The sequence below is a fragment of the Candidatus Puniceispirillum marinum IMCC1322 genome, assembly GCF_000024465.1.
GTDB classification, from domain to species: domain Bacteria; phylum Pseudomonadota; class Alphaproteobacteria; order Puniceispirillales; family Puniceispirillaceae; genus Puniceispirillum; species Puniceispirillum marinum.
In genome coordinates this window covers 2,487,736-2,500,540 of the sequence record NC_014010.1, presented here as the reverse complement: position 1 = coordinate 2,500,540, position 12,805 = coordinate 2,487,736, and the positions used below count along the sequence as shown (strand labels likewise).

Annotated in this window: 10 protein-coding genes; 5 read left to right on the top strand and 5 right to left on the bottom strand. The window is 51.0% G+C overall.

What is annotated here, in order from left to right:
* Positions 1–140 precede the first annotated feature (140 nt).
* The 4 genes from SAR116_RS11705 (at position 141) to SAR116_RS11690 (ending at position 4,318) form a co-directional block, all read left to right on the top strand.
* Entirely contained in the window at positions 141–941 is an 801-nt protein-coding gene (locus SAR116_RS11705; protein WP_013047153.1) for an inositol monophosphatase family protein, read from the top strand.
* A gap of 168 nt (positions 942–1,109) precedes the next feature.
* Entirely contained in the window at positions 1,110–2,174 is a 1,065-nt protein-coding gene (locus SAR116_RS11700; protein ID WP_013047152.1) for a MotA/TolQ/ExbB proton channel family protein, read from the top strand.
* Between the two features lie 3 nt (positions 2,175–2,177).
* The gene (locus tag SAR116_RS11695; protein ID WP_013047151.1) at positions 2,178–3,347 is read left to right on the top strand and encodes a peptidoglycan -binding protein; all 1,170 of its coding nucleotides are present in this window, start codon (positions 2,178–2,180) and stop codon (positions 3,345–3,347) included.
* 125 nt (positions 3,348–3,472) lie between these two features.
* Positions 3,473–4,318, top strand: coding sequence for a hypothetical protein (locus SAR116_RS11690; protein ID WP_190275448.1), 846 nt, complete (start codon positions 3,473–3,475; stop codon positions 4,316–4,318).
* 4 nt (positions 4,319–4,322) lie between these two features.
* Here SAR116_RS11690 and SAR116_RS11685 read toward each other — a convergent pair whose 3' ends face one another.
* Complete coding sequence (locus SAR116_RS11685; RefSeq protein WP_013047149.1) at positions 4,323–6,137, bottom strand: ABC transporter transmembrane domain-containing protein; 1,815 nt, start codon at positions 6,135–6,137, stop codon at positions 4,323–4,325.
* Between the two features lie 197 nt (positions 6,138–6,334).
* On the opposite strand from SAR116_RS11685, the gene rpmE reads away from it, so the two are divergent.
* On the top strand, positions 6,335–6,556 hold the full coding sequence (gene rpmE / locus SAR116_RS11680; protein ID WP_041860942.1) for a 50S ribosomal protein L31: 222 nt from the start codon (positions 6,335–6,337) through the stop codon (positions 6,554–6,556).
* Between the two features lie 90 nt (positions 6,557–6,646).
* On the opposite strand, the gene ppdK is transcribed toward rpmE, so the two are convergent.
* The 4 genes from ppdK to SAR116_RS11660 form a co-directional block, all read right to left on the bottom strand.
* Positions 6,647–9,313, bottom strand: a complete 2,667-nt coding sequence (gene ppdK, locus SAR116_RS11675; RefSeq protein ID WP_013047147.1) for a pyruvate, phosphate dikinase — start codon at positions 9,311–9,313, stop codon at positions 6,647–6,649.
* 115 nt (positions 9,314–9,428) lie between these two features.
* A complete protein-coding gene (glyS, locus tag SAR116_RS11670) occupies positions 9,429–11,540 on the bottom strand; it encodes a glycine--tRNA ligase subunit beta (RefSeq protein ID WP_013047146.1) in 2,112 nt (703 codons plus the stop codon).
* Positions 11,541–12,461, bottom strand: a complete 921-nt coding sequence (locus SAR116_RS11665; RefSeq protein ID WP_013047145.1) for a glycine--tRNA ligase subunit alpha — start codon at positions 12,459–12,461, stop codon at positions 11,541–11,543. It abuts the gene before it with no gap.
* An 87-nt stretch (positions 12,462–12,548) separates the two neighbouring features.
* Positions 12,549–12,782 carry a hypothetical protein gene (locus SAR116_RS11660; protein ID WP_041860941.1) on the bottom strand — a complete coding sequence of 78 codons (234 nt, stop codon included), beginning with the start codon at positions 12,780–12,782 and terminating at the stop codon, positions 12,549–12,551.
* Between the last annotated feature and the right edge of the window lie 23 nt (positions 12,783–12,805).

The following is a 12,805-nucleotide window of genomic DNA, read 5'->3' as shown; positions in this document are numbered from 1 at the left end:
CATTATCCAACCGCTGATAAAAAGGGCAAAACGCATCGCCAATGCCCACAATATAAATAAATAGATAGAGAAAAAATCCATTTCTGCTAGAACGGGTTTAATCTGATTATCACCGACGATTTATCTTACAGGACCTCTTTATGGCAACGCGTTCCGCACTAATAAATGTGATGCAAAAAGCATCTACCGCAGCTTCACGGGGCATGTTACGCGATTTTGGCGAAACTGAAAATTTACAGGTAAGCCGCAAGGGGCCAGCTGATTTCGTCTCGCGTGCCGATACCAATGCCGAGCGTGTTATCAAGGCTGAACTGCATAAGGCGCGGCCTGACTGGGGATTTCTGATGGAAGAAAGCGGTGAAACGGCAGGGGCTGATAGTGACGCGCCTGTCTGGATTGTTGATCCGCTTGATGGCACCACGAACTTTCTGCATGGCATTCCCCAGTTTGCCATTTCGATTGCCGTAATGGACAAGGGTGTGATTACAGCCGGATCCGTTTTTGACCCCATCCGCAATGAGTTATTCTATGCCGAGCGTGGACAGGGTGCTTATCTGAACGAACGACGGCTTCGGGTGTCTGGTCGGCGCCATATGTCTGAGTCCCTGTTTGGTACAGGCATCCCCTTCCTTGGTCGGGGCACTGAAGATGATCACAAGCAATTCATTCATGAGCTTAGTAACGTCATGCCGCGCTGTGCGGGCATTCGCCGCTATGGCGCTGCCGCGCTTGATATGGCATGGGTTGCCGCTGGTCGGCTTGATGGTTTCTGGGAACATGGTCTGCAAATATGGGATATAGCCGCTGGTTTTCTGCTTGTCCGCGAGGCTGGTGGTTTTGTGTCGGACTTTGCATCTCGTGACAAGGCTCTTGAAACAGGTGATGTGGTTACCGCTAACCCGACTTTGCATGCCGAGTTATTGAGAGCCTTGCGGAGCTAGCCACCCCTAGTCAAGCCCGCTATGCCGCATTATCACAATTGTTAATGCCATGTAGCTGACAAATGCTGTCGGCAGGGGTTGGCCTGTCACCATATTCCTGCCATTCTTTTGTATATAGTTGTGCTGGCATTTCCAAGAGGCGCCCAACTAGGCATAGGAGATATGACAATGATCACCGACCCACGACGTTACCTTGTTCGCATGTTTTTGTTTTTAGTGGCGGTTAGTATAATTGCCATTCTATTACACGCACCGCTTAGCGACGCCTTTCTTGGCAATGCGGCCTTGAATGGGATGATTTTGCTGACTTTGGCATTGGGTATTGCCTATATCATCCGACAGAATTTGCGCCTTGTTCCTGAGCGCAAATGGATCACCGCCGTTCAAGAGACAAGCCAGCTTGACCCACCTGGCGCGCGCCCTGTTCTGCTGGCCACTGTCTATGCCATGCTTGCTGACTCGCGTCAGGACACACAATTATCTGCCCTATCCATGCGCTCGGTGCTTGATGGGGTGGCTGCGCGCCTTGATGAAGGGCGGGAAATTTCCCGCTATATGATTGGCTTGCTGGTGTTTCTGGGTCTGCTTGGCACCTTCTGGGGGCTGCTACAAACAATTAGTGCCGTTGGCGGCGTGGTCAATTCGATCGACGCGAATAACAGCGATTTTACCGCCATGATGGGTCAGCTACGCACCGGTCTTGATGCCCCATTATCGGGTATGGCGACTGCCTTTTCGTCGTCACTTTTCGGCCTGGCTGGGTCGCTTATCCTAGGGTTTCTTGATCTGCAACTTGGTCAGGCCATGGGACGCTTTTTCAATGAGTTGGAAGACTGGCTTTCGGCCTTTGCGCGCTTTACCGACAATAGCCCAGCCCAAAATGGTCAGCCCCAATCGCTTAGCCCGTTGGCGCATGGCATGAGCGAAGAAGCCGCGCGCGCGCTTTTGTCCTTATCACAAGCTATAGCCAAAGGGGAAGATAACCGTGAACATCTGCTAGATCAGGTATCACGACTAAACACAAATATGGCTAGCCTTGCTGAAATGCTGGCTGATGATCGCCGCCTTCGTGACCATCTGGTGCAGTTAAACACCAACATTACGCAACTATCTGAAGATTTGCGAAATGATCGAAATCGGCAAACCGATGTTGTCGCATCAGAATTACGCGGCCTCTCAAGCTCAATCGGGGCCATGCTGTCGGCTAAATCATCTGGTCAGGGGTCCAAGTAAACCATGGCGTTATCTCGCACAACTGGTTCACGACGCACTGAAAACTACACCTGGCCGGGGTTTGTCGATGCATTAGCGACGCTATTAATGGTCATTATTTTTGTCTTGATGGTGTTCGTTCTGATACAGGTTAACCTAGCCTATCGTGTATCTGGCCAGGATGATACATTGACCGCTATGCGCCAGCAACTGGCCAGCCTCACCGAATTGTTGAACCTTGAACGCAATGCCAGCGCCGACCTTGCCGCTAACCTTGCGCAGATCAATAATCAACTTGCGCTTAGCAATGCTGAAAATGAGGAAATAAGCTCTCAGCTTACCATTCTAACAAGCGATCTTGATGCGCGGAATGCTGAAATCGACCGCCTGATGCTGTTACAGTCCGATACGGAAACCGCCTTGAATGATGCCCAGAAAAATCTGGCTGAACGTGAAGAGCAACTGCATATTGTCGAAGGCACGCTGGCGATCGCTGATGCCCGCGCGAAAACAGACAGTCAAACGATCGACAATCTCAAGGCCGAAACCAACGCATCGCGCGCCGAAATTGCACAAATGACAAATGCGCTTGCCGCGCTAAAAGCACAATTGGAAAGTCTGCAAAATTTGCTGGCTGAAAAAGAAGCCCAAGCCACTAAAGATAAAATTGCCATCGCCAATCTTGGCAAGTCACTTAACAATGCGCTGGCAAGCCGTGTTCAGGAATTACAGCGGTTCCGGTCCGAATTCTTTGGGCGGCTTCGTGATATTCTCAAAGGCCGGAATGACGTACAGATTGTCGGTGATCGATTTGTATTCCAGTCCGAGGTCCTATTCGCCCCCGGTCAGGCCGATATCGGTGATAGTGGCCGCGAACAAATGACCAAACTCGCTGTTGCATTGGCTGAAATTGCCAGGGAAATACCTGATGATATAAACTGGGTTTTACAGGTAGATGGGCATACCGACGATATTCCGATCCGCGCTGGGCGCTATGCAGATAACTGGGATCTTTCAACCGAGCGCGCCTTATCTGTAGTGCGGTTTCTGATATCACAAGGTTTGCCACCAAACCGCCTTGCCGCAACTGGCTATGGCGAACATCAACCGCTGATCAATGAGAACAGTGAAGATGCGCGTCAGAAAAACCGTCGTATTGAGCTGAAAATCACACAAAGAGTATCAGCCAAGTAGATAGCCATATTTGCCATCATATCCTAAACGGACTATCCTTTGGTATGATAACGAATTGGCCATATGAACAGCCAAGGTCGGTAATCTATCTGTTTTATGTTAACGCCCGAAATGCGGCACGACCGATGGCAACCGCCATCCTGCTATTTTCAGGCTATATTATTTTATGTGTGACTGGCTGTTTTGGATTTGCCGCGGCTGCGGCAGCCGCCCTATGCCATGATTCTGCCGATAACCTGACACCACGAACAGAGTTGTTGATGCGTTGCGGACATCCATATCCAGATATTCGGTTTGAAGACGAACATCCACATCTTGATCATCAGCGCTTTATCCTTGAGCCGATTGAAGAAACAGCACCTCTCCCAGACAAGCATGCACCACCGCCTTTCATCCCCGATGCACATATATTACTGGTGAGCGCGCTTTACGAATTCGGTGACATTGAACAGCAAGCCATTCTGACGCCATCCTTCAGCGACGATGATAGCGATCTTTTCGCCTGGATTGAGGAAGATCTATATGTATTGGAATTTTTTAAAGACATATATCCTGTTCAAACCATCGACATCATGCCAGAGCATGCTGTTGCTTTGGCAGTCAATGTCAAAGTGGCATGTCTTTGCCAAGGTAACACAGCACCCATCAAATGGCATGGCACAGGAAATCTGATACTTGATTTTCCGGATCAAAAAGGCACGTTACGATCGATCTCCCTGACCAATGACACTGGAAGCCGCTTTGATGGCGCCCTTGATTTCACCCTGCCACCAGCTAGCGATAATTTATTCAGCAGCAAAGATGCAAATATTCAATTCCAGATTGATGGTGGTGATATACATAGCTGGAATGCCTCGATTAAAGGGGCTATCGATGGCCCGCGTGCAACTGGCTCGGTTGGCCATTTTGCGGCAAGTCATTTTGATCTGGAATCAGGCCTCATTGGCCATTTCAAATCTGCCAATGAATAGATTTTCAGGCGCGCCGTGGCACTGAAAATTGCAGATCTGCCAAGGTACGATAAAGGCTGGATTCAACCATCAGCATTTCATGCGTACCTTCGGCAATGATTCGCCCTTGATCCATTAAAAGGATCCGATCAGCCCGCACGACTGTGGCCAGACGATGCGCGATCACCAATGACGTGCGCTCATACATTAGATTTTCCAGCGCTCCCTGCACAGCGGCTTCAGATTGCGCGTCAAGGGCGCTGGTGGCCTCATCAAGCAATAACAATCTGGGATTACGCAATATAGCACGTGCAATGGCCACACGCTGGCGTTGGCCACCAGAAAGGCGCACGCCCTTTTCGCCAACCATCGCTTCATAACCATCCGGAATAGCCATGATAAAATCATGCGCTTGCGCTTTTTTTGCCGCCTCGATAATCGTATCCATATTGGCATCAGGTCGGCCAAAGACCAGATTTTCCCGGATTGTTGCAGAAAATAATGCCGGATCCTGTGGCACCAATCCGATCTGGGCGCGGACATCAGCAAGCTTAACCGCGCGGATATCGGTATCACCGATTGAAATCACGCCTGTGATCGGGTCATAAAAACGCAACAACAAATGAAACAGGGTCGATTTGCCAGCCCCGCTAGGCCCTACCAACGCAACCCGTTCACCCGCATTTATCTGGAAACTAACGTTATCAATCGCTGGCCGGTTAGCCGCGGCTGGATAGGAAAATGACACCTTATCAAACCGGCACGCTACCGGATGTGTCGCATCCAGCTTTTGTGTGTTGGGTAATTCAGGCACGATGGCATCCGTTGTCAGAAGCTGAGCGATCCGGTCTGCCGCGCCAGCTGCACGCTGCAGATCACCAGCCAGCTCAGACAAAAAGCCGGTCGAGCTTGCAACTAGAAAGGCATAGAAAATAAATGATGATAAATCTCCGGCGCTTATGCGTCCGGCAAGAAGGTCCTGTCCGCCAATCCACAGAATCGCTGAAATACCACTAAAGACCAGAAAGATCAGGATGCCCGATAACAGGCCCCGCAAACGCACCCGCGACAAAGCCGCGTCTAGGCTGTCATCAACAGCCTTGTCAAAATGTGCCCGTACAAAGCTTTCACGCCCGAATGCCTGAACCGTACGGATGGCGCTAACCACCTCCTCGGCTTCGACCGAAACATCCCCAAGGCGATCCTGCGCGCGTCGCGACGCCACCCGCAAACGCCGCCCTAGCAAGATCAATGGCACCACCACAAGTGGCACGACGACCAACACGACCAAAGACATTTTTGGGCTTGAAAGCACCACCATAACCAGCCCGCCAAACAGCAAAATCACATTGCGTGCAGCCATTGACAGCGTTGATGTCATAACCATCTGAACGGTTGCGGTATCGCTGGTTATCCGCGCCAGAACGTCACCTGTGCGCGCAGTTTCAAACCATCCAATTGACAGTCGGGTCACATGCGCAAATACAGCACGCCGAATATCAGCTAGCACCATTTCGCCAATCTGATTGACCATGGTGGTGCGCAAATAACTGCCAAAGGCTAGCACCAGAGCAATCAGGCTGGTGGCCATAACGGCACGATCTAGCAAAGCTGGATCCTGTTTTCCAAGACCTTCATCAACCAGAAAAGCTAGCCCGCGCCCCATGAATAGTAACGCCCCCGCCACCATGAATAGTGACAATACCGCCAACATGATTCGCTTTTTATGCGGAGCCAGATACGGCCAGAAAAACCGTAATAGTTCACCGCTTGTCATTGCTGCCTCGGCGCTGTCAGCCTTAGTAGCATCATAAGAGACATCGGTGTTACGGTTTGTCATTACATACCTGTTACGTTCGTTAAGGGCTTGCTTTGCAACGCCATAGGCGATATACCACCCGCACTGCTGAAAGACCAGCCCCGCACAGTGTCAAAAGACACGCCTTGGGACTTGTGATGCGGCACATAGATTTAATATCCGGCTTGCCGGAAGAGACCCAGAGCCTGGCGGCAGCGTCAGGCTTTAAGGAGAGCATAATGAAAAAAGATATTCATCCTGATTATCATGAAATTACAGTTGTGATGACTGATGGTAGCGAGCGCAAGACACGTTCGACCATGGGTAAAGAAGGTGACGTTATCAAGCTTGATATCGACCCGCTGACACATCCAGCATGGACAGGCCAGCACCGGATTGTTGATTCAGGTGGTCAGGTTGCCCGCTTTAACAAGCGCTTTGCAGGTCTTGGCACCAAGTAATTCGGGTGTAATCCAAAATAAAAGCCGGCATCCTTCATGGATTGCCGGCTTTTTTGTGTTTATGCCGAAATGTTTCCAGCTAAATTGATCCTAGCTTTTCTGCCTGATATGCGCCTGTGCGGCGGCCAGTCGGGCGGCAGGCACGCGGAACGGTGAACAGGACACATAATCAAGCCCAACCTCTTCAAAGAAACTGATCGAGTCCGGATCACCCCCATGTTCCCCGCAGATACCTAGCTTGATATCGGGACGTGCGGCCTTGCCATTTTCAACGCCAAGCCGAACCAGCGCCCCAACACCATCACGATCAATCGAAACAAAGGGATCAACCGGATAGATTTCGGCATCGGCATAATGATGAAGGAACGCCCCCGCATCATCACGGCTGATTCCAAGGGCTGTTTGTGTCAAATCATTCGTGCCAAAAGAAAAGAATTCCGCTTCATCGGCAAGCTCACCTGCACATATAGCGGCCCGCGGCAATTCAACCATCGTGCCAATCAGATAGTCGATCTTCTGACCGGTTTCTGCCATCACCGCATCAGCTGCGGCAATGATTTCCACCTTGCATAGCGCAATCTCGCGCGCTGTTGCAGCCAATGGCACCATGATTTCGGGAATCGGGGCTGTTCCCAGCTTTTTCGCTATAGCACAGACGGCTTCGAAAATAGCACGCGCCTGCATCCGACAGATTTCCGGATAGGTCACCGCCAGACGACACCCACGATGGCCAAGCATAGGATTCGATTCGGCCAGTTTTATCGCACGTTGGCGTGCGGTTTCCAATGTGATGCCTGACGCTTTGGCAACTTCAGCCAGTTCATCTTGAGAATGCGGCAAGAATTCATGCAAAGGCGGATCAAGTAACCGTATCGTCACGGGCAACCCTGCCATGATCTCGAACAGCGACATGAAATCCTGTCTTTGCATGGGCAATAATTTGGCTAACGCCGTTTCACGCCCCTCAGTATCCGCCGCCATAATCATTTCGCGCATGGCGATAATACGGTCACTATCGAAAAACATATGCTCGGTACGGCAAAGGCCAATACCTTCGGCGCCAAAATCAACCGCAACACGCGCATCTGCCGGGGTTTCAGCGTTGGTGCGCACCCGCATCCGTCTAGCCTGATCTGCCCATGACATGAGCGTGGCAAACGCATCCGACATGCGCGGCTGAATCGTTGCCACCTCGCCAAGATAAACATTACCGTTACTGCCATCGATCGTCAGAATATCGCCCTCAGACAATTCAGTGCCAAGGATAAAGATTTTACCACTGACCTCGTCAAAGCTGAGATCACCACTGCCCGATACGCAAGGGCGCCCCATGCCACGGGCAACTACAGCCGCATGACTTGTCATCCCGCCACGTGCGGTCAGAATACCAGCAGCAGCATGCATCCCATGAATATCTTCAGGACTGGTTTCCAGCCGCACCAGAATAACCTGATGGCCATGTGACGCCATTTCCTCGGCCTTGTCGGCGTTCAGAACAATCTGCCCACAGGCCGCGCCAGGTGATGCCGGCAAGCCGCGTGTCAATAACGTCTTCTGGGCATCAGGATCAAGCGTTGGGTGCAATAGCTGGTCTAGCGCCAATGGATCAACACGGCAAATCGCTTCATCTTTTGAAATCAGCCCTTCATCAGCCATTTCGACAGCCATGCGGATTGCAGCCTCGGCAGTACGTTTGCCACTTCGTGTCTGCAACATATAAAGACGCCCTTGCTGAACGGTGAATTCCAGATCCTGCATATCGCAATAATGCGCCTCAAGACGGATGCGCACAGCGTCAAGCTGGTTAAATACGTCGGGCATAGCTTCTTGCATCGACAGTTCATCACCGCCCGCTTTGCGCCGCGCTTCAGTGGTCAGTGGTAATGGGGTACGGATGCCCGCAACAACATCTTCGCCTTGGGCATTGATCAAAAATTCGCCATAGAAACTATTTTCACCTGTCGATGGATCGCGGGTAAAGGCAACGCCTGTTGCACAATCATCACCCATATTGCCAAACACCATAGCCTGTACGTTAACCGCCGTGCCCCAGGCAGCCGGAATATTGTTCAGACGCCTATAGGTTTTTGCACGCGTATTCATCCAGCTGGTAAAGACCGCACCCACAGCCCCCCATAGCTGTTCCCAAGGGTCCTGTGGAAATGCGGTGCCAGCTTCTTCCTCGACAATAGTCTTATAAAGCCCGACCAGTTCCTGCAGATCTGCCCCGGTCAGCTTGGTATCGTCAAAAATACCACGGGCACGCTTCATATCTTCCAGCACGTCCTCAAACAGCCCATGATCGACATCCATGACCACATCGGCATACATCTGGATAAAGCGGCGGTAGCTATCATAGGCAAAGCGGATATCGTCAGCACGCGCGGCAAGCCCCGCAGCAGTGTCATCATTCAAACCCAGATTAAGCACCGTATCCATCATGCCCGGCATCGAAGCGCGCGCGCCTGAACGAACCGATACCAGAAGCGGATTTTCCGCATCGGCAAACAATGTGCCGGTTTCGGCTTCAATCAGCGCAATCGCGGCAGCCACATCTTTTTTTAGCGAGTCCGGATAGCTGTGATCATTATCATAGAAATAGGTGCAGACTTCGGTCGTGATGGTAAATCCTGGCGGCACTGGCAAGCCGATCCCACTCATCTCGGCAAGGTTTGATCCTTTGCCACCTAAAAGATTACGCATGGAACTGTCGCCATCCGTACCATTCGCACCAAAGCTATATACCCACTGAGCCATGATTTAGTCCCTTTTCCACCATTAGATTATGTCACGTAACTTTTACGAGCCTGACATCAACAAACAATGTCAAAAAACGCAAAATACATATGTGACGCTACAGACCCTTCATCTATCACCCTTCGATTTTTGAAAAATCGGCAATATTCTGCATATGTGACCTGATGAGTGCCAGAAGTCCCAACCTGTTTTCCCGAATTGCGGGATCGTCATCATTTACCACAACTTCGGTAAAGAAATGGTCAATAGGCGTCCGCAACTGACCAAGCGCCTGCATTTGTTGCAGAAGCTGAGCTTTGTCAGGAATTTCTGTTTGCTCATCCGCATCATGACTGCCAAGAATATCAATGGCTGACATCAATCCGCGCTCGGCATCATGCACAAACAGGTTCGGGTCAATAGTGGGGGCAAAGACCCTGTCTTCTTTACTTTCTTCTGCGGCCAGAATACTTGCCGCACGTCGCCATCCAGCCAACAGGCCAACGCCATCCTCTGTTGCCAGAAAAATAGCCAAAGCATGTGCGGTATCCGCCAGTAGCAACACATCATCCGTCGTTGCTGTTTGCAAGACCGAAGCAGCTACATCATGCGCAACATTCTGATCCAGCAAACTGACACGCAATCGCTCACGTAAAAATGGCAGCAAGGCATCATCAACATGATCAAATCCGTGATATGCCGCAGCCTTGGCAAAAATCTTGGCAAGCGGGATACGGGTATGACTTTCAAGAATAATGGCAATCACACCAAGGGCGGCACGGCGCAAGGCATAGGGATCTTTTGATCCGGTGGGCTTGGCACCAGCACCAAAGAAACCAACCAGTGTATCGATCTTGTCGGCCAGCGATACCGTCATGGCCTCGGGCAATGCTGGCACCGCATCCTGCGGCCCTTGCGGACGATAATGTGACGCGACCGCCGCCGCTATGTCATCATCTTCGCCTGCTGCTATCGCATAATAGCCACCCATTATACCTTGCAATTCGGGGAATTCACCCACCATGCCTGTCACTAGGTCGGCTTTTGCCAGCAAGCCCGCGCGTTGTGCCTTGGCCAGATCACAACCGTCAATGAAAGGCGCAATATCACCAGCCAGTTTTTCTATACGGCGCGCTTTGTCATGAACTGACCCAAGTCCGTCATAAAAGGTGATATCGGTAAGCTGCGGCAGATAATCTTCTAATGTTCTGGCTTTATCCTGCGTCCAGAAAAATTCGGCATCGGCAAGACGGGCGCGCAACACACGTTGGTTCCCTGCCTTGATGACATCATCACGCACATGATCGGCGATACGATTGGCAACAATGATGAAATGCGGTGACATCGAACCATCGCTGATATGTTCCAGCGTGATATATTTCTGATGCGTCTGGATTGATGATTGCAGAACCTCGGCTGGCAATTGCATAAACCGGTCTTCGATCTTGCCAACCAGCAAGTTTGGCCATTCGACAAGATTAGCTGTTTCGGCTATTTGCGCGTCACCGCTTTTGACGCTACAGCCCATATCGGCGGCCAGTTTGCGTGCCTGATCCATAACCGTTTGGATACGCTCATTGTGATTAACCAGCACATGCGCTTTTTTCAGGCGGCCTAAATAATCCTGAGCATTTTTCAGACCATCAAGATCAACATCCCCCGGGCTTTCAAAGAAATGACCACAGCTTTTATCACCAAAGGCAATAGCGGCATCATCATCGCCGCCAAGTGCCAGCGCACCATCAAGCCGCTTGCCACCAAACAGCACATTGATCCGATGTAACGGACGCACCCAGCGAAACCGTGATGTTCCCCAACGCTGACTTTTCGGCCAGGGAAAACTATTCAGAATGCCGGCAATCATAGAGGCAAGCAGATCGGCAGTCTGCGCGCCTTTCGACTCCGAACGGGCAAACAGGAAACGGCCTTTGGGCGTATCTTCTTCAACCAGTTGATCGCGGGTCAAGCCGGTCGAGGCCAAAAACCCGTTAATCGCCTGTTCGGGCGCATCAACACGGGGGCCACGTTTTTCGACGATACGGTCAGCTTGCCGATCATCAACGCCCACCACATACAATGCCAGATGCCGTGACGACACCAGACAGGCATCCGTATCATCAGCTTTGGTATAACCAAGGCCAAGGTCATCAAGCCCCGCATAAACAAGCCGTTGCAGATCGGCACAGGCCTTTACCTGCATGCGGGCCGGAATGTCTTCGCTAACAAGTTCGATAAACAGATCCGCCATTTACGCCTCTTGCTTCTGGCTGTCAGATGATTGCCCGATCCACGCTTCGCAACATCCCTTGGCAAGCGCCCGCACACGACCAATATAGGACGCACGTTCGGTCACCGAAATAACACCACGCGCATCAAGCAGATTGAACAAATGGCTAGCTTTCATACATTGATCATAGGCTGGCAAGGCCAGTGGCACATCATGGTCAAGCAAGGCACCGCATTCGGCTTCAGCATCCTTGAAATGCTGCAGTAAAATGTCAGTTTCAGCATGTTCAAAATTCCAGCTGGAAAATTCGACTTCGGCGCGATGAAAAATATCACCATAGCATTTGCCACCATCTTCGGCCGCAACACCATCCCAATCAAGATCATAGACATTATCAACGCCCTGAATGAACATCGCCAGACGTTCAAGACCATAGGTTAATTCCAGCGGCACTGGGTTACATTCGATACCACCGACCTGCTGAAAATAGGTGAATTGCGACACTTCCATACCGTCACACCATACTTCCCAGCCAAGTCCCCATGCGCCTAATGTCGGCGATTCCCAGTCATCCTCGACAAAGCGGATATCATGTGCATCCGGATCAAGACCGATGGCACGCAAAGACCCGAGATACATAGCCTGTGAGTCGGCTGGCGATGGTTTGAAAATGGCCTGAAACTGATAGTAATGCTGAAGCCGGTTCGGATTTTCGCCATAGCGGCCATCGGTTGGGCGACGCGAAGGCTGGACATAGGCCGCACGCCAGACCTTGTCAGGTCCCAATGCCCGCAAGGTCGTCGCCGGATGAAATGTTCCTGCGCCAACTTCCATATCATAAGGTTGCAGAATAACGGCGCCCTGTTTAGCCCAATAAAGCTGCAAGTTTAATATAATTGACTGAAAATCAGTGCCTGCTTCTGAAATGTGCGTCTTTGTCATAATCTAAGACCGTCTATGATGTCTTGAACCGGATCGGTTGCCCGCAAACTACTCGCAAACACCTGTTAAATGCAACCCTAGCTAGGGCTAATAAGGGCAATCATTACGACCACAATTTTCACGTGCTACCCAAGCTTTGCAAATCGTACATTCTTCAAGGTCAATCGAAGCACGATGCGCCTTTTGTTGCGTCTCGTTGCCAGTGTCTGTCTGGTCATTTTTAGTGGCAAGATTGGCTTTGCGCGCATCAATCGCCCGGAACACCCGCCATACAATCCACAAAATAAGACATAGGCCAATAAGCTTGGGTAAGGACAGCATCACATTCAGCCTTTCACCATGAT